Source organism: Mycobacterium sp. NGS40, assembly GCF_059812735.1.
In genome coordinates, this window is the sequence record NZ_JCALDG010000016.1 from 35,485 (window position 1) to 51,474 (window position 15,990).

At 66.8% G+C, this 15,990-nt stretch carries 17 protein-coding genes; 6 read left to right on the plus strand and 11 right to left on the minus strand.

The window, feature by feature from the left end; genetic code table 11:
• Nucleotides 1-6 precede the first annotated feature (6 nt).
• Nucleotides 7-453, plus strand: coding sequence for a condensation domain-containing protein (locus tag AC5Y5O_RS22420; protein ID WP_342929683.1), 447 nt, complete (start codon nt 7-9; stop codon nt 451-453).
• On the opposite strand, the gene AC5Y5O_RS22425 is transcribed toward AC5Y5O_RS22420, so the two are convergent.
• The 4 genes from AC5Y5O_RS22425 to sdhC are packed head-to-tail and all read right to left on the minus strand — an operon-like array spanning nt 425 to nt 3,767.
• Nucleotides 425-1,204 carry a succinate dehydrogenase iron-sulfur subunit gene (locus AC5Y5O_RS22425; protein WP_096285107.1) on the minus strand — a complete coding sequence of 260 codons (780 nt, stop codon included), beginning with the start codon at nt 1,202-1,204 and terminating at the stop codon, nt 425-427. The two genes, AC5Y5O_RS22420 and AC5Y5O_RS22425, sit on opposite strands and share 29 nt — an antisense overlap.
• Nucleotides 1,204-2,958 (minus strand): succinate dehydrogenase flavoprotein subunit, encoded by a 1,755-nt coding sequence (gene sdhA / locus AC5Y5O_RS22430; RefSeq protein WP_096285109.1) that lies wholly within the window; start codon nt 2,956-2,958, stop codon nt 1,204-1,206. Before sdhA ends, AC5Y5O_RS22425 begins: the two co-directional genes overlap by 1 nt.
• 3 nt (nt 2,959-2,961) lie before the next feature.
• Nucleotides 2,962-3,432, minus strand: a complete 471-nt coding sequence (locus AC5Y5O_RS22435) for a succinate dehydrogenase hydrophobic membrane anchor subunit (protein ID WP_096285111.1) — start codon at nt 3,430-3,432, stop codon at nt 2,962-2,964.
• Nucleotides 3,429-3,767, minus strand: coding sequence for a succinate dehydrogenase, cytochrome b556 subunit (gene sdhC, locus AC5Y5O_RS22440; RefSeq protein WP_243393927.1), 339 nt, complete (start codon nt 3,765-3,767; stop codon nt 3,429-3,431). The genes AC5Y5O_RS22435 and sdhC overlap by 4 nt, the downstream gene beginning before the upstream one ends.
• Nucleotides 3,768-3,998: 231 nt before the next feature.
• Here sdhC and AC5Y5O_RS22445 point away from each other — a divergent pair, with 231 nt between their 5' ends.
• From AC5Y5O_RS22445 to AC5Y5O_RS22455, 3 genes are read left to right on the plus strand one after another with little or no spacing between them, the layout of a single operon-like run.
• Nucleotides 3,999-4,400: a cytidine deaminase gene (locus tag AC5Y5O_RS22445; protein ID WP_096285115.1), complete on the plus strand. Its 402-nt coding sequence runs from the start codon at nt 3,999-4,001 to the stop codon at nt 4,398-4,400.
• Complete coding sequence (locus AC5Y5O_RS22450; protein WP_096285117.1) at nt 4,397-5,695, plus strand: thymidine phosphorylase; 1,299 nt, start codon at nt 4,397-4,399, stop codon at nt 5,693-5,695. Before AC5Y5O_RS22445 ends, AC5Y5O_RS22450 begins: the two co-directional genes overlap by 4 nt.
• Nucleotides 5,692-6,780 (plus strand): adenosine deaminase, encoded by a 1,089-nt coding sequence (locus tag AC5Y5O_RS22455; protein WP_500027520.1) that lies wholly within the window; start codon nt 5,692-5,694, stop codon nt 6,778-6,780. The genes AC5Y5O_RS22450 and AC5Y5O_RS22455 overlap by 4 nt, the downstream gene beginning before the upstream one ends.
• Here the strand turns inward: AC5Y5O_RS22455 and AC5Y5O_RS22460 are convergent.
• The 4 genes from AC5Y5O_RS22460 to AC5Y5O_RS22475 form a co-directional block, all read right to left on the minus strand.
• The gene (locus AC5Y5O_RS22460; protein WP_500027522.1) at nt 6,777-8,174 is read right to left on the minus strand and encodes an HNH endonuclease signature motif containing protein; all 1,398 of its coding nucleotides are present in this window, start codon (nt 8,172-8,174) and stop codon (nt 6,777-6,779) included. The genes AC5Y5O_RS22455 and AC5Y5O_RS22460 overlap by 4 nt on opposite strands.
• A gap of 33 nt (nt 8,175-8,207) precedes the next feature.
• A complete protein-coding gene (locus AC5Y5O_RS22465) occupies nt 8,208-8,471 on the minus strand; it encodes a CDGP domain-containing protein (protein ID WP_500027524.1) in 264 nt (87 codons plus the stop codon).
• Nucleotides 8,472-8,487: 16 nt separating this feature from the next.
• On the minus strand, nt 8,488-9,741 hold the full coding sequence (locus tag AC5Y5O_RS22470) for a PPE family protein (protein WP_096285125.1): 1,254 nt from the start codon (nt 9,739-9,741) through the stop codon (nt 8,488-8,490).
• 156 nt (nt 9,742-9,897) lie between these two features.
• Entirely contained in the window at nt 9,898-10,557 is a 660-nt protein-coding gene (locus AC5Y5O_RS22475) for a GntR family transcriptional regulator (protein ID WP_500027526.1), read from the minus strand.
• Between the two features lie 127 nt (nt 10,558-10,684).
• Here AC5Y5O_RS22475 and AC5Y5O_RS22480 point away from each other — a divergent pair, with 127 nt between their 5' ends.
• Together AC5Y5O_RS22480 and AC5Y5O_RS22485 are read left to right on the plus strand one after the other, a co-directional pair.
• Nucleotides 10,685-11,689 carry a cupin domain-containing protein gene (locus AC5Y5O_RS22480; protein WP_096285129.1) on the plus strand — a complete coding sequence of 335 codons (1,005 nt, stop codon included), beginning with the start codon at nt 10,685-10,687 and terminating at the stop codon, nt 11,687-11,689.
• A 35-nt stretch (nt 11,690-11,724) separates the two neighbouring features.
• Nucleotides 11,725-12,732, plus strand: coding sequence for a VWA domain-containing protein (locus tag AC5Y5O_RS22485; RefSeq protein WP_096285131.1), 1,008 nt, complete (start codon nt 11,725-11,727; stop codon nt 12,730-12,732).
• 4 nt (nt 12,733-12,736) lie between these two features.
• Here AC5Y5O_RS22485 and AC5Y5O_RS22490 read toward each other — a convergent pair whose 3' ends face one another.
• The 3 genes from AC5Y5O_RS22490 to AC5Y5O_RS22500 are packed head-to-tail and all read right to left on the minus strand — an operon-like array spanning nt 12,737 to nt 15,945.
• Nucleotides 12,737-13,720: a VWA domain-containing protein gene (locus AC5Y5O_RS22490; protein WP_096285133.1), complete on the minus strand. Its 984-nt coding sequence runs from the start codon at nt 13,718-13,720 to the stop codon at nt 12,737-12,739.
• A gap of 52 nt (nt 13,721-13,772) precedes the next feature.
• A complete protein-coding gene (gene satS / locus AC5Y5O_RS22495; RefSeq protein ID WP_500027529.1) occupies nt 13,773-15,101 on the minus strand; it encodes a protein export chaperone SatS in 1,329 nt (442 codons plus the stop codon).
• A 34-nt stretch (nt 15,102-15,135) separates the two neighbouring features.
• A complete protein-coding gene (locus tag AC5Y5O_RS22500) occupies nt 15,136-15,945 on the minus strand; it encodes an alkaline phosphatase family protein (protein ID WP_500027613.1) in 810 nt (269 codons plus the stop codon).
• Nucleotides 15,946-15,990 lie beyond the last annotated feature (45 nt).

A 15,990-nucleotide genomic window follows, 5' to 3' on the forward strand; every position in this document is an offset into this window, starting at 1 on the left:
GGGGTGATGACTTACTGCTATTTCGACGAGCCGCCCCGCCTGGAAGACATCGAGCCGGCCACCCACAGCGAGGTGCTGGTCGCCGAGCCGCGGCTGGACCAGGCCCGCGTCCGGGCCGCGGTCGACGCGGTTTTCGCTGCTCACCCCGACCTGGGCACCGTGTTCGAGTCGAAACTGAAGATCTGGATGACCCGACCGGGCGGCGGCTGGGCGTGGGGGGTGGAACCACCCGGCGGCAGCGTCACCGACGTCATTGCGCGGCATTTGGCCAGTTTCGACATGCACACCGGCCGGTTGTTCGCGGTCTCGCTGCTGCCGGGCGAACCCGACCGCGTGGTGCTGACCGCCAGCCGGCTGTGCATCGACGAAGCGGCCTGGCGGGCGGTGGTCGACGACCTGGTCGCCGAGTGCCACACCGCCGGGCTCAGCGTGAGAACATCAGCGCGCGCTTGACCTCTTGGATCGCCTTGGTGACCTGAATTCCACGCGGGCAGGACTCCGTGCAGTTGAACGTGGTGCGGCAGCGCCACACCCCGTCGACCTCGTTGAGGATGTCGAGGCGCTCAGCGGCGGCCTCGTCGCGGCTGTCGAAGATGAACCGGTGCGCGTTGACGATCGCGGCCGGGCCGAAGTAGGTGCCCTCGCTCCAGAACACCGGGCAGCTGGTGGTGCAGCACGCGCACAGGATGCACTTGGTGGTGTCGTCGTAGCGGGCGCGGTCGGTCGGGCTTTGGATGCGCTCGCGGGTCGGCGGGTTGCCGCTGGTGATCAGGTACGGCTTCACCGCCCGGTAGGCGTCGAAGAACGGCTCCATGTCGACGACCAGGTCCTTCTCCACCGGCAGACCACGGATCGGCTCGACCGTGATCGTCAGGGACTTGCCCGGTCTCTTGGGCAGCAGGTCGCGCATCAGCACCTTGCAGGCCAGCCGGTTCACGCCGTTGATCCGCATCGCGTCGGATCCGCAGACGCCGTGGGCGCAGGATCGCCGGAAGGTCAACGTGCCGTCCAGGTAGCCCTTGATGTAGATCAGCAGGTTGAGTAGCCGGTCGCTGGGCAGACACGGCACCCGAAAGCTTTGCCAGCCACCGGTTTTCGCGAACGCATCGGGATCGTCGGGATTGAACCGGGCGATCTTGAGAGTCACCATCACGGCGCCGTCCGGAACGGCGGGCAGGGGTGGTTCCCCGACCTCTTCAGACATCAGTACTTCCGCTCCTTGGGTTCGTAGCGCGTCTGCACGACGGGCTTGAAGTCGAGCGCGATGTCGCTCAACAGCTCGCTGCCCTGCTTGTAAGCCATGGTGTGGCGCATGTAGTTGACGTCGTCCCGGTTCGGATAGTCCTCGCGGGCATGTCCGCCGCGGGACTCCTTGCGATTCAAGGCGCCGACGACGGTGACTTCGGCCAGCTCCAGCAGGAAGCCCAGCTCGATGGCTTCCAGCAAGTCACTGTTGAATCGTTTTCCCTTGTCGTGCACGCTGATTCGCGAGTAGCGCTCCTTGAGCGCGTGGATGTCGGTGAGCGCCTGCTTGAGTGTTTCCTCGGTGCGGAACACCGCGGCGTTGTTGTCCATCGTCTGTTGCAGGGCGCCACGGATGTCGGCGACGCGTTCGTTGCCGTGCTCGCTCAGGATGTCGGCCACCCAGCCGACGACCATGGCCTCCGGATTCGGCGGCATGTCGACGAAGTCGTGGCCCCGAGCGTAGCTGGCCGCGGCGATGCCGGCGCGGCGGCCGAAGACGTTGATGTCCAGCAGCGAGTTGGTGCCCAGCCGATTGGCGCCGTGCACGGAGACGCATGCGCACTCACCGGCCGCGTACAGGCCGGGGACGGTGGATGTGTTGTCCCGCAACACTTGTCCGGAGACCGTGGTCGGGATGCCGCCCATCACGTAGTGACAGGTGGGGTAGACGGGGACGAGCTCGTGGACGGGGTCGACGCCCAGGTAGGTGCGGGCGAACTCGGTGATGTCGGGCAGCTTGGATTCCAGCACGTCTTCGCCGAGGTGGCGGACGTCGATGTACACGTAATCCTTATGCGGCCCGGCACCACGGCCCTCCAGGACCTCCAGGACCATCGAGCGGGCCACGATGTCGCGGGGGGCCAGGTCCACGATCGTCGGGGCGTAGCGCTCCATGAAGCGTTCGCCCTCGCCGTTGAGCAGCCGGCCGCCCTCGCCGCGCACGGCCTCCGAGATCAGGATGCCCAGACCGGCCAGTCCGGTCGGGTGGAACTGGTGAAATTCCATGTCCTCCAACGGAAGTCCCTTGCGGAACACGATGCCGATACCGTCGCCGGTCAACGTGTGCGCGTTGGAGGTGGTCTTGTACATGCGCCCGGAGCCACCGGTCGCCAGCACGACGGCCTTGGCGTGGAAGACGTGGATGCGACCGGTGGCCAGCTCATAGGCGACGACGCCGGTGGCCACCGGGCCGCTGGGCGTCTGGGTGAGCACCAGGTCGAGCGCGTAGAACTCGTTGAAGAACTGCACGTCGTGCTTGACGCAGTTTTGGTAGAGCGTCTGCAGGATCATGTGGCCGGTGCGGTCCGCGGCGTAGCAGGCGCGCCGAACCGGGGCCTTGCCGTGATCACGGGTGTGGCCGCCGAAGCGGCGCTGGTCGATCCGGCCCTCGGGGGTGCGGTTGAACGGCATCCCCATCTTCTCCAGGTCGAGCACCGCGTCGATGGCTTCCTTGCACATGATCTCGACGGCGTCCTGGTCCGCGAGGTAGTCACCGCCCTTGACGGTGTCGAAGGTATGCCACTCCCAGTTGTCGTCCTCGACGTTGGCCAGTGCCGCGCACATGCCGCCCTGGGCGGCGCCGGTGTGGCTACGGGTCGGGTACAGCTTGGTCAGCACCGCGGTGCGCACCTGGGGGCCGGCCTCGACGGCTGCCCGCATCCCGGCACCGCCCGCGCCGACGATCACCACGTCGTATCGGTGTTGCTGGATCACGGGTTAGCCTCCGACATCGGGGTTGAACGTCATCAACACGTAGGTACCCAGCACCAACGTGAATCCCATCGACAACAGCAGCAGGCTGTTCAGCCAGAACCGGGTGCTGTTCTTGCGGCTGTAGTCGTCGATGATGGTGCGCAGGCCGTTACCGCCGTGCAATTGCGCCAGCCACAGCAGCGATAGGTCCCAGAACTGCCAGAACGGCGACGCCCAGCGCTGCGCCACGTAGTTGAAGTCGATGCGGTACACGCCGTTGTCCCACATCAGCATGATGAACAGGTGCCCGATCGCCAGGAAGACCAGCGCGACGCCGGAGAACCGCATGAACAGCCAGGCGAATTTCTCGAAGTTGGGGATGCCAGACCGCCGCCGGGGTGAGCGCGGGTTGTCCAGGCTGGGCGGGCGATCGTGGCTGCGCTGCAGGACCGGCGCTACCTCGCCCCGGCCGAGCTGAAGGTCGGGGCTGCTCATCGGAAGTGCTCCATCATGTGGACACCGATGGCCACTGCCGCGGGCACCATGACCAACAGGTAGACGACGGCGACGACCCACAGCATCGTCTTCTGGTGGCGGGGACCCTCGGCCCAGAAGTCGATCAAGATGATGCGGATCCCGTTGAGTGCGTGGAATCCCACCGCGGCGACCAAGCCGAGCTCCATCAGGCCGACGATCGGCGTCTTATAAGTCGCGACCACTTCGTTGTAGGTCTGCGGGCTCACCCGGACCAGGGCGGTATCCAGGACGTGCACGAACAGGAAGAAGAAGATCGTTGCGCCGGTGATGCGATGCAGCACCCACGACCACATCCCCGGATCTCCCCGATACAGGGTCCGTGGTGGCCGCCGCTTGCGTGATGGCTCGGTGGTCTCAGTGCTCAAACCAGTTCCCTTGTTCATCCGCGAAACTAAAGCCGGGCAATCGAGCTTAGCCCGGCAGAGATGGGTCCGGAACCGGCCAACATCGTTCTTCAACGGCGCTTTCGTGCCAGGGTTAGGGTGGCTTTCTCGACTCGGCCGATCGGTGATTGGGGTTGCGGTATGCCTGCTATTGATTGGAATATGCTGCGGGACAGAGCAATACAGGCATCGACGGGAGCTTATGCCCCGTATTCGCAGTTCCCGGTGGGTGCGGCCGCGTTGGTCGACGACGGTCGCGTGGTCACCGGCTGCAATGTGGAGAATGTCTCATATGGCCTTGGTCTGTGTGCCGAATGCGGCGTGGTGTCCGCCCTGCATACGACCGGTGGCGGCCGGTTGGTTGCCCTGGTGTGCGTTGACTCACAGGCAGCGCTGTTGATGCCCTGCGGGCGCTGCCGCCAACTCCTGCTGGAGCACGGCGGACGCGACCTGCTGGTCGCGCATCCGGCCGGCCCCCGCCGGCTCGAAGAGCTACTGCCCGATCCGTTCGATGCCGATGATCTCACCCGGGAACGTCCTTGACTGACTTCGCATTCGACGCGCCTACGGTCATCAGAACCAAACGTGACGGGGGTCGGTTGTCCGATGCCGCGATCGACTGGGTCGTCGCGGCCTATACCGATGGTCGCGTTGCCGAGGAGCAGATGGCGGCGCTGTTGATGGCGATCTTCTGGCGTGGCATGGACCATGGCGAGATCGTCAGGTGGACAGCGGCGATGCTGGCGTCGGGCGACCGGCTGGATTTCAGCGATCTGCGGTCCGGCGGTAAACCGCTGGCCACCGTCGACAAGCATTCGACCGGCGGGGTCGGCGACAAGACCACGCTCGTGCTGGTGCCCGTCGTCGCCGCCTGTGGTGGTGCGGTGCCCAAAGTCTCCGGCCGTGGGCTCGGCCATACCGGCGGCACCCTGGACAAGCTGGAATCCATCACCGGGTTCAGCGCGTCGATATCTAAACATCAAGTGCATCAACAACTCTGCGATATCGGCGCGGCGATCTTCGGCGCCGGTGAACTGGCGCCCGCCGACAAGAAGATCTACGCACTGCGCGACATCACCGCCACGGTCGACTCCCTGCCGTTGATCGCCAGCTCGATCATGAGCAAGAAACTGGCCGAGGGCATCGGCGCGCTGGTGCTCGACGTGAAGGTCGGTGGTGGTGCGTTCCTGACCTCGGAGGCGCAATGCCGCGAACTGGCCGAAACCATGGTCGGGCTGGGTGTGGCCCACGGTGTGCCCACGCGGGCGGTGCTGACCGATATGGACAGCCCACTGGGTGCCACGGTCGGCAATGCGCTCGAGGTCGCCGAGGCGCTCGAGGTGCTGGCCGGCGGCGGACCACCCGATGTCGTGGAGCTGACGATCCGGCTGGCCGTCGAGATGCTGGAGCTGGCCGGGATCGACGGCCGCGATCCGGCCCAGACCCTGCGCGACGGCACCGCGATGGACCGGTTCCGCCGGTTGGTCGCGGCCCAGGGCGGCGACTTGTCCGTGCCGTTGCCAATCGGTTCGCATTCGGAGACCGTGATCGCGACGCGGAGCGGCACAATGGGGAACATCGACGCTATGGCAGTGGGACTGGCAGCTTGGCGACTCGGCGCGGGCCGATCCCGCCCGGGTGGGCAGGTGCAGCCCGGCGCCGGCGTCCGGATCCATCGACACCCCGGCCAGCCCGTTGCCGCCGGTGAGCCGTTGTTCACGCTGTACACCGACACCCCCGAACGCTTCGATGCCGCGCTGGCCGAGCTGGACCGCGGCTGGAGTGTGGGTGACACGGCACCGCCGCCGCGACCGCTGATCATCGGGATCGCCTCGTGAGCGCCCCGCTGGAATTGCGGCAGATCCAGCAGGCGCCCAAGGCGCTGCTGCACGATCACCTCGACGGGGGATTGCGCCCGTCGACCGTGCTGGACATCGCCGGCCAGATCGGCTACGACGAGTTGCCCGCCACCGACGCCGACGAGCTGGCGACCTGGTTTCGCACTCGGTCGCACAGCGGTTCACTGGAGCGCTACCTGGAGCCGTTCTCGCACACCGTGGCCGTGATGCAGACGCCCGAGGCGCTGTTCCGGGTCGGCTACGAGTGTGTGGAGGATCTGGCGGCAGACTCCGTCGTGTATGCCGAGATCCGTTTCGCGCCAGAGCTACACATCAACCGCGGGCTGTCCTTCGACGAGATCGTCGATGCTGTACTGGAAGGCTTCGCCGCCGGCGAGAAGGCCGCCGCCGCGGCGGGCCGTCCGATCGTGATGCGTCTTCTGGTGACCGCGATGCGCCACGCCGCGATGTCGAGAGAGATCGCCGAGCTGGCAATTCGATTCCGGGACAAGGGAGTTGTCGGCTTCGACATCGCCGGTGCCGAGGCCGGCTATCCGCCGACGCGACACCTGGACGCATTCGAATATATGCGAGACCATAACGCGCGCTTCACTATTCATGCCGGTGAGGCGTTCGGTCTGCCGTCCATTCACGAGGCGATAGCCTTCTGCGGAGCCGACCGGCTGGGCCACGGCGTGCGCATCGTCGACGATATCGAAGTCGTCGAGGGCGGCGGTGTCGAATTGGGCAGGCTGGCATCGATCCTGCGTGACAAGCGAATTCCGCTGGAGCTGTGCCCGAGCTCGAACGTGCAGACCGGCGCGGTCAAGAGCATCGCCGACCACCCGTTCGATCTGCTGGCCAGGGCCCGGTTCCGGGTGACCGTCAACACCGACAACAGGCTGATGAGTGACACCACGATGAGCCTCGAAATGCACCGGCTGGTAGAGGCTTTCGGTTACGGGTGGAGCGACCTCGAGCGGTTCACCATCAATGCGATGAAGTCGGCGTTCATTGCGTTCGACGAGCGGCTCGCGCTCATCGACGACGTGATCAAGCCGCGGTACGCGGTGCTGATCGGCTAGAAGGGCGGCGGCTCGTCGTCGTCTGGGGGTGGAACGGCTACTGCTGCGGCGCGGCGCTTTTCGCGGGCGGCGCGGTTGTGCTGGCGCTCGGTGGCGATGCGGGCGGCGCGGTTCTGCGCGCGAGTGTGGGTCCGCAGCGGCATCATTGTTTCGCGGTTGTCGCACTGCGTGTCCGGCATCGCGACGATCGGTGGCGGATCCGCACCGGACAGCAGGGCACTGCCGGGTGTGGTGACGCGAGTGTGTCCATCGGGCAGGGTCCAGATAACGGTGCCGTCGGGCAGTTGCTGGTCGCGCCAGCCCCAAAAAGTCTTGAGCAAGTGATGTTTTCGGCATAGACACTTGAGATTCGATGGGTGAGTGGCACCGCCGTCGCCAAACGGCACGGTGTGGTCGATGTCGCACTCGGTCGCTGGCCGGTCGCACCCAGGTGCCCGGCAGGTGAGATCGCGGGCCCGCACGAAGTCTGTCAGCGCCCGAGACGGTGTATATCCTGATTCTGTGGTCATTGTTACGGTAATCGGTTGCAGCTTGGCCGTTTTCGCTAACTCACGGACAACCTCGGCCGGGATGATGCCGTCGCCGTAGAGAAATCCCGCAGCCGTGCCGGACCCGTCGACGGTAGCGCTATCGGCGACTACGTGGATCACGACCGAATTCGGTTGCCGGGGTGCAGAACTCGTCGGGCAATCGGTGCGGTCACATCCGCACGTCAGCCGGTCATGGCCGGCGGCCAGCGCACCCAGCGCATCGGCGCGCAGCTGCTCGATCGTGCGGGGATCGTCGTCGCACACCGTCTTGGCCAGTTCGTCGAGCCGGCGATCGAGGGCCTGCCCCGTCGTCGCGAACACCGTGCCGTTGAGCAGTGCCGTACCCGCCTCCATCGCCGTCACCTTGAAATAACGGTCCTCCGCGTACTCGCGCGACCGGCGCACCGCGTCGCGATCGATCTTGGCGACGATCCGATCAACCTCCGTCGCAAGCTTCCAGCTGGTCATCGACGGCCAGCGCGGCGCCTTGATCGCCAGCTGGGCATCCACCACGGCCAACGCCTCGGCATCGGAGATCAGGTCGGTGCGGAACGCGATAGTGCGAAACAGCCGAAAGTCGATGTCCCCGTCGCGAAATACGGCGGCGACGGCGGGCAGCCGTTCGTGCATGGCGCGGGCGTAACGCAGGTTGCTGTGGCCCATCGCCACGCTGGTGTGCAGTGCCGCCGCGACCTCGGCGGCAACCGCGTCACTGGTGTCGGCCGCCCACTGCGCGCGCTCGCCGTGCTGGGCGACCCGCAACCTGAACAGATCGCCGATCGCGTCAAGACGCGCCGCCGCGGCCTGGTTCTCCGCGCGCGCCGCGTTGGTGATGCGAGTCAGCAGCCCCGATGCATCGAACATGTGTTCGAGTATAGAAGAGGGGTCCGACAAGCCTCAGCCGTCGATGTGCGGGTCGAATCCCCCGGGGCCCATCACGTTGCAGGTCCGCTCGGGCACAAAGAAGGAACTGGCGCCGTTGGGCACCAGATTGTGCGTCACGACGCAACGTTCCCAGGTGCCGTCGGGCGCAATGGGTCCGTCGCACTTGCTGATCACGGGTCCGCCGTACTGGCAGCCGGCGAGGGCCGGCGGCGCCGTGGTGAGCAGCCCTCCGGTGATCAGCACGACGGCCAGTCCGCCGACGATGCTGCGCTTCATGGTTCGACGCTACCGCTTAGCCCAATGCCGCCGCGGCTTCGCCTTCGGGGAGAAGCGCGGAGGCCACGTGGCGGCCCCAATCGGCGAGGCCCTCGGCGTTGAATTGGGGTTGAATTCCCGCGGTTCCGGCCAGGCCGGGGGTGGCCAATGCGGGCACGGGGACGGAGGTGTAGGAGACGCTGCCCGCGGCATTGGTGAGGGTCGCGCCGGACAGGCCGGCGAATCCGACGGCGGTGTCGTTCACGGTGATGATGCCGGTTCCCGGACCGAGGGTGGCCGAGCCCGCGTTGAGGAAGCCGAAGGCCCCGATGGCGAATTTGGGGGTAAGGGTGACGGTTTCGCCAACCCCGACGTTCACGACGCCACTCACGTTGGCGCCGGTGGTCGCGTCCACCCACTGCAAGGCTCCGGCGGTAAAGACGCTGCCGGGGTTGAGGGTGACGGTCGAACCGCTCTGGGCCGTGACTTCGAAGAAGCCGGCGGCGCCGGTGGGTGCCATCGTGACCGACCCGGCGTCGACGATCATGTGCGAGTTGGTCCCGACGGAGATGATGCTCAGCGGCGGCACGTTGGCCGACGTTCCGGGCGGGATCGGCGGGTCGGCGTCGCCGACCGGCGTGTAGTCGATGCCACCGGGCCCGGTGGTGTTGGTCGATACCTGCTGCACCAGGGATTGGGTGCGAGCACTGGTGAGATTGCCCGCGCTCTGGGCCATCGCGCGGCCCTGATCGGCTTGGCCGGCCTGGTTGGTGGTCTGCGGCGGCTCGTCGTAGGACGTCAGGGTGCTCGCGGTCGTCGCGTCGGCGGCGTAGGTGTACATCGCGGCGGCGTCTTGGACCCACATCTGCCCGTACTGGGCTTCGGTGGCCGCGATCGCCGGGGTGTTCTGCCCGAAGAAGTTCGTCGCGACCAGCGCCATCAGCTGCGCCCGGTTGGCGGCGATCACCGGCGGCGGGACCGTCATCGCGAAGGCCGCCTCGTAGGCCGCTGCCGCCGCGTATGCCTGAGCCGAGGTTTGGGCGGCTTGCGCGGCGGCCGCCTGCAGCCAGGCCACATAGGGTGCGGCGGCGGCGGCCATCCGCATTGACGACGGGCCGAACCACGTCTGCCCGGTCAAGCCCGAGACTTCCGAAAAGTAGCCGCCGGCAGCCGATTCCAGCTGAGCGGCGAGTTCGCCCCAGGCCGCCGCGGCGGCCAGCAACGGGCCGGACCCGGGTCCGGAGTACATGCGAGCGGAGTTGATTTCCGGCATCAGCAATCCAAAGTCCATGGCGGCGTTGCCTTTCGGACGGACCAGTAAAAACGGCGAAGCGTTCTGGCACAAACCCCCGCCCGAAGAGGTCGACCCCCTTGTAGGGATTTCTAGCACGCGGAATTCGGCTTCGGAAGGTTTTGGACGTGTGTATAAGTCCGTGTCGGCCGCGGGTCAGATCGACGACCAGTCGACGGCCAGACCGATAGCGCGCACGGTGCTGACCAGGTGGGTCTGCACGGCCTGCTGCGCTCGTGGCAGATCGCCGTCGCGCAGTGCCTCGGCGATCGCGAGGTGCTCGCGCATGATCGTCGCGACCCGATCTTGTTCGCGCAACGCCGATTCGCCGATCATCCGCATCTGCCGGTCGCGCAGCGAGGAGTAGAAGCCGGACAGAATCGCGTTGCCCGACTCTTCGAGGGTGATGGCGTGGAAGGCGCGGTCGGAGTCCAGGAATGCCCGCCAGTCGCCCGCCGCCGCGGTATCGCGCTGCCGTTGCAGCTCGGCCATCAACCGCTCGAACACGGCGGCACACCCGGCGGGCCCGCGTCCGACCACTTTGCGCGCGGCGTACTGCTCGAGCAGCAGCCGGGCCTCGATCACCGAGCGGACCTCGTCAGGGGAGACGGGCACGACGAGCGCCCCGCGTTGCGGATACAACCGCAGCAGGCCCTCGGCCTCCATGCGCAGAAAGGCCTCGCGCACCGGGGTCCGCGACATGCCCAGCGCGGTCGCGACGTCACCCTCGCTGATCAGTTCGCCGCCGGGAAACGCTCCGGTGAGCACCTGGGTCTTGACGTACTCCAGCGCGCGGTCCTTGGCGGTCGCTGCCACGGCGCCCCCTTGTAGCTCAGTCGTATCTCAGGGTGCCCATACCGTACACGACGTTGCGGTTGACACTGAGATACAAGATAGATACGATTCAAACACAAGATGTACTTGAGCCTGAAGGAGATGCGCGATGTCCGTGAACTTGGACCCGACGATTCCCGCCCCGATGACCAACGTGGCCGAGTACGGGTTCGAGGGCCGTTTCGCCGACTGGGCCGATGAAGCCCGCTACTTCGAGTACTCCAAGGCCGCCAATCCGATCGGCTCCGGGTATGCGCCGCAGGTTCCGGTTACCCAGTTCGGACCCGAGGTCTACATGGACGAGCCCACCGGAATCGTGCCGCTGGATCTGTCCGCGGACCTGGGCATCAGCGGAGCGGCGACCAGTCCCGCGCTGCTGGCCAACTTCCTGCGCATCCGCGCCGGCGAGCAGATCGACACCAGCCCCAACGCCACCTCGCAGCTGTACTACGTGTTGTTCGGGCACGGCTTCGCCGCCGTGAACGGCCAGCTGGTCAAGTGGGAGAAGGGCGACTTCCTGACCCTGCCCGCCGGTGCCCGCTCGGTGTTCTACGCCGACTCGGAGGCGGCCATGTACTGGGTGCACGACGAGCCGCTGCTGCGCTACCTGGGCGCCGAAGCCCGCGAGCCGCGGTTCGCCGCGACTAAGTTCTGCCGCACGGACGCGGTGGCCAAGCTGGACGAGATCGCGTCGCGTCCCGGCGCCAACGACAAGAGCCGGGTGAGCGTGCTGCTGGCCAACGAGAACCAGGAGCAGACGCTGACCATCACCCACGTGCTGTGGGCAATGTTCGGCGTGCTGCCGCCCAACCAGGAGCAGCGCCCGCATCGGCACCAGTCTGTCGCATTGGATCTCATTCTCGATGCTCCGCCCAGCGGCTGCTACTCGTTGCTCGGTACGCGCCTCGACGAGCGTGGCGACATCGTGGACCCGATCCGGGTGGACTGGCAGGCCGGTGGCGCGTTCACCACTCCGCCGGGCATGTGGCACGCCCACTTCAACGAGACCGATCAGCCCGCCCACCTGATTCCCGTGCAGGACGCCGGGCTGCAGACCCACCTGCGCAGTCTCGACATCAAATTCACTGCGCGCCGGGACCTCGTCGCTGGCTGAACCGTGTCGCTGCGGCGCCACGTAATGTGCGTGGCATGAAGCTGCCACTGCTGGGTCCGGTGTCGCTCACGGGCTTCCAGCACGGATGGTTCTTCCTGGCGCTGCTGGCCGTGCTGCTGGTGATCGGGCTCTACGTCGTCCAGCAATTCGCCCGGCGCCGACGGGTGCTGCGGTTCGCCAACATGGAGGTGCTGGAGCGCGTCGCGCCCGCACGGCTGTCGCGGTGGCGCCACATCCCGACGATCCTGCTCGCGGCGTCGCTGGTGCTGCTGACGACGGCAATGGCCGGGCCGACAACCGATGTCCGCATTCCGCTCAACCGCGCGGTGGTGATGCTGGTCATCGACGTCTCGGAGTCGATGGCCGCCACTGACGTGGCTCCCAACCGGCTGGCCGCCGCGCAAGAGGCCGGTAAGCAGTTCGCCGACGAGCTGACGCCGGCGATCAACCTCGGGCTGGTGGCGTTCGCGGCCAACGCCACCCTGCTGGTGTCGCCGACGACCAACCGCGGTGCTGTCAAGGCGGCGATCGACGGCCTGCAACCGGCTCCGAAAACCGCCACCGGAGAAGGCATTTTCACCGCGTTACAGGCGATCGCGACGGTTGGTGCGGTGATGGGCGGCGGCGACGGCCCGCCCCCGGCGCGCATCGTGCTGGAGTCCGACGGCGCCGAGAACGTGCCGCTGGACCCCAACGCGCCGCAGGGCGCCTTCACCGCGGCCCGCGCGGCCAAGGCCGAGGGCGTGCAGATCTCGACGATCTCGTTCGGTACGCCCGACGGCACCGTCGTCTACCAGGGCGCGACAATTCCGGTTCCGGTCGACGACCAGACCCTGCAGGAGATCTGCAAGATCACCGACGGCCAGGCGTTCCACGCCGACAGCCTGCAGTCCCTCAAGGAGGTCTACGCGACGCTGCAGCGCCAGATCGGCTACGAGACGGTCAAGGGCGATGCGAGCCTGGCGTGGCTGCTGCTCGGTTCGGTGGTGCTGGCCGGCGCGGTGCTGGCCGGCCTGTTCCTCAACCGCAGGCTGCCCGCCTGACGAGCTAGGTAGGCAGGCGCCGGTTGATCAGCAGCGCCAAGACGGTGGCGATCAACGCGGTGAGCACTCCGAGGCGCAGCCACCCGGAACCACCCGGCCCGGGCACGGTGCGATACCCGATCTCCTTCTGGATGGCTTGGTAGTCCTTGGTGAGCTCGTCGAGGTTGGACGCGGTATAGGCCTGCCCGCCGGCCAGCTGCGCGACCTTCTTCATCTGGTCCGTCGAGACCGGAACGTTCACCTGCACGCCGTCCAGGCTGATGCTGCCGCTCTTGGTGCCGAACGAGATCGTCGAGATGGGCACGCCCTGGTCCTTGGCCAGCCGCGAGGCCGTGTAGACACCGTCGTGCGGATCACTGGGATCGGTCGGCCTGTTCTCCCCGCCGTCGGACAGCAGCACGATCCGGGCCGGCGGCGGAGTATCCCCACCGGTCGTGTTCGTCGCCTCGATGGCGTGCAGGGCGGTGTAGATGGCTTCACCGGTCGCCGTGCCATCGCCGAATTGCAGCTTCGGCAGGGCGTCGATGGTCGCCTGGTGCTGCGGGGTCGGCGGCACCAGCAGGTACGGCGTGCCCGCGAAGCCGACGAGCCCGAGATTGATGCCCGGGGTCAGCGCCGCGGCGAACTTACTGGCGGCTTCCTCGGCGGCCTTGAGCCGGCTGGGCTCGACGTCGGTCGCCCGCATGGACTGCGACATGTCGATCACGAGCATCACGACGGCGCGGTTGCGCGGGATCTTCATGTCGTGCGTCGGGGTGCCCAGCGCGATCGTCAACAGCGCCAGGCTCAGCAGCGACACGGCTATCGGCAGGTGCCGCCATGGCGACTGCGGCACCTCCGCCTCGGTGTAGCGGCGCAGGCGCCGCCGCTGCCGGGCCGCAACGACGACATAGACGGCCAGCAAGACCAGCGGGATCAGCCCGAACAACAGCAGGGCCGGACGCTGAAATCCATAGACTGGCAGCGGTCCGATCACGGGAAGCGACACCCGCAAGTAAAGAGGACACTCGGACACCCGTCAAACGAACGCGGGTAGCGCCCTATTCACGCCGCAGCCGGGAATCGATGAACTTCTCCAGTTCTTCCCATTCGCGCACCGCCGCCGAATACGGCGGCGCGGGCTTGCTCACCGAGCCGGGCTCGAGCACGTAGGCCACCAGCTTGCCCAGCGGCTTGCCGGTTTCCAGGGCCTTGTCGACGGTGCTCTCCTCGGAGTAGTCGCCGATATCGCGGAGCAGTTCGACGGCCAGGTCGAGTTGCTCACGATCGACGGCGTCGGGGCCGTCGGCGAAGTCTTCGGCCAGCCCGCTGAGCACGTAGATGTTCTCGTCGCTGACCTCGACGGCCAGCGATCCGTCCGTCGCGGCGGTCCGGATGTCGTCGTAGGTGCTCAGATCGGACAGGTCGTGGTCGTGCTCGTCGGCGAGGTAGCGAGCCAGGCTCCGCTCGGAGGTGAACACGCTGATACGCCCGTTGCGGCCCAGGAAGATCGGGCGGTCGTCGAGGTAGCAGCGCAGCGTGTAGAACGTGCCCGAACTCGTCATGATGCGGACCGGGTCGATGCCGACCTGCATCCAGAAGTCCTCGTCACCGCCGAGGACGACGGTGTCGCCGGGCGCGCGATCCTCCTCCTCCTCGTCCTCTTCTTCGTCTCCGTTTTCTTCGTCGTCCAAGGCCTCGTCGTCGACGGCTTCGTCAGCCTCGTCGTCCTCGTCGACGGCTTCGCCGTCGGACTCGTCCTCGTCGGTTTCTTCCGGAGCTTCTTCCTCGCGCTCTTCGTCCAGCTCTTCGGCGGCCTTCTTGACCGCCGTCTCGTCGACCTCGGGGGTGCTGGTGATGCCCTCGATGGCCTTGAGCACGTCGTCCCAGCTGCGTCCGATGACCTCGCCGATCGCATCCCAGCGTTTGGCGCCGGCCCGGCCGGTGAAGTGCTCGACGCCGCCGGACACCGTGCCCAGGCTGGGGTTGCCGTTGAAGAACTTCGACACCGCAGGCAGCTCGCACACCGACCCGATCGACGACACGATCGCCAGTGCGCCGGCCAGCGCGGTCACCGAATCCTCGGTCGGCTTCTCGGCCACCAGCTCCTCGACCGCGATCAGGTCGAACTGTCTGGTTTCGGCGGGCTCGAAATCGTGCGCGTGGGCGGTGGTCAGGTCTTTCCACCCCGGGTGATCGGTCAGGTCGTTTTCGGCACCCGACCGCACGAACGCGACGAGATCGGCAACGGCCTCGAAGACGTACAGGTCGTCTTCATTGCCCAGGAACGCCTCCCACTCGTCGCCTGCGTCGCGCCAGCGCGGTGCCCAGACGGTATAGCGGTCGCCGTCGGACAGGCTCAGACGAATGGGTACGAGGTCAGCAGCCATGCGGCACACAATAGCGACGGCCGGGGAAGCGGGCCTATCCCGCCCAGATGCTGGCGATCGCGGGAGCGTTGGCCGCGTTGCCGGTCTTGGGCAGTCCGTACATCTGCTCGATGGTGGACAGCAGGTTGTAGTGGCTCATCTGCTCGGGGTAACCGCCCGGCTGGACGTGCGCGCCGTAGATGATGGTCGGGATCTGGTTGTGGGTGCCGCCGTCGTCCTCGTCCCAGGTCACGATCAGCAGGCTGTTGTTGGCCACGGCCCAGTTGGCGTATCCGGACATCTGCCGGTTCAGCCAGGCGTCACCCTGCGCGATCGAGCCGTCGTGCATGTTGTTGTCGTTGTTGGGAATGACGAACGACACCGTCGGCAGGCTGGCGTAGTTCCCCTGCGGGAACGCGGAGAACGGCATCGAACTCGCCGACGGCACGTTGGTGAAATTGGCCCACGGCACGTGCTTGCGTGCGTACTTGCCCGCGCTGCACACCGGTGAGCCCACCGCGGGCAGGTCTTCCGCATAACCGACGAATGTGTAACCGGCGCTGAGCAATTCAGAGCCCAGGTTGGGGGCGTTGCCGGCGTTGATCGGGCACGAGTCCTTGGTCAGACCGAAGGTGTTGCCGGCGAACATCGCCAGATAGTTCGGCTCGCTGGGGTGGGTTTCGGCGAACGACGCCGTCATGTTGGCGCCGTGGGAGGCCAGCGCGTTGATGAACGGGTTCTGCGGGCTGCCGATGATGTGACCTTCAGAACGGTTCTCTTCCACCACAATTACGATGTGCGCGGGCCGGGGCAGCGCCGCCGCGGCGGCCCCGCGGGGAGCCAGCGGGGTGGCTGCCAGCCACATCAGCCCCACCGCTGCGGCCAACCTGCCAAGACTTCGGATCTCGCG

What these genes read in the sequence shown, in the direction of transcription:
- AC5Y5O_RS22420 (WP_342929683.1), top strand. Translation starts at nt 7, where the DNA reads ATGACTTACTGCTATTTCGACGAGCCGCCCCGCCTGGAAGACATCGAG.
- AC5Y5O_RS22425 (WP_096285107.1), bottom strand. Translation starts at nt 1,204, where the DNA reads ATGTCTGAAGAGGTCGGGGAACCACCCCTGCCCGCCGTTCCGGACGGC.
- AC5Y5O_RS22435 (WP_096285111.1), bottom strand. Translation starts at nt 3,432, where the DNA reads ATGAGCAGCCCCGACCTTCAGCTCGGCCGGGGCGAGGTAGCGCCGGTC.
- sdhC (WP_243393927.1), bottom strand. Translation starts at nt 3,767, where the DNA reads ATGTGGTCGTGGGTGCTGCATCGCATCACCGGCGCAACGATCTTCTTC.
- AC5Y5O_RS22445 (WP_096285115.1), top strand. Translation starts at nt 3,999, where the DNA reads ATGCCTGCTATTGATTGGAATATGCTGCGGGACAGAGCAATACAGGCA.
- AC5Y5O_RS22460 (WP_500027522.1), bottom strand. Translation starts at nt 8,174, where the DNA reads ATGTTCGATGCATCGGGGCTGCTGACTCGCATCACCAACGCGGCGCGC.
- AC5Y5O_RS22465 (WP_500027524.1), bottom strand. Translation starts at nt 8,471, where the DNA reads ATGAAGCGCAGCATCGTCGGCGGACTGGCCGTCGTGCTGATCACCGGA.
- AC5Y5O_RS22470 (WP_096285125.1), bottom strand. Translation starts at nt 9,741, where the DNA reads ATGGACTTTGGATTGCTGATGCCGGAAATCAACTCCGCTCGCATGTAC.
- AC5Y5O_RS22480 (WP_096285129.1), top strand. Translation starts at nt 10,685, where the DNA reads ATGTCCGTGAACTTGGACCCGACGATTCCCGCCCCGATGACCAACGTG.
- AC5Y5O_RS22485 (WP_096285131.1), top strand. Translation starts at nt 11,725, where the DNA reads ATGAAGCTGCCACTGCTGGGTCCGGTGTCGCTCACGGGCTTCCAGCAC.
- satS (WP_500027529.1), bottom strand. Translation starts at nt 15,101, where the DNA reads ATGGCTGCTGACCTCGTACCCATTCGTCTGAGCCTGTCCGACGGCGAC.
- AC5Y5O_RS22500 (WP_500027613.1), bottom strand. Translation starts at nt 15,945, where the DNA reads ATGTGGCTGGCAGCCACCCCGCTGGCTCCCCGCGGGGCCGCCGCGGCG.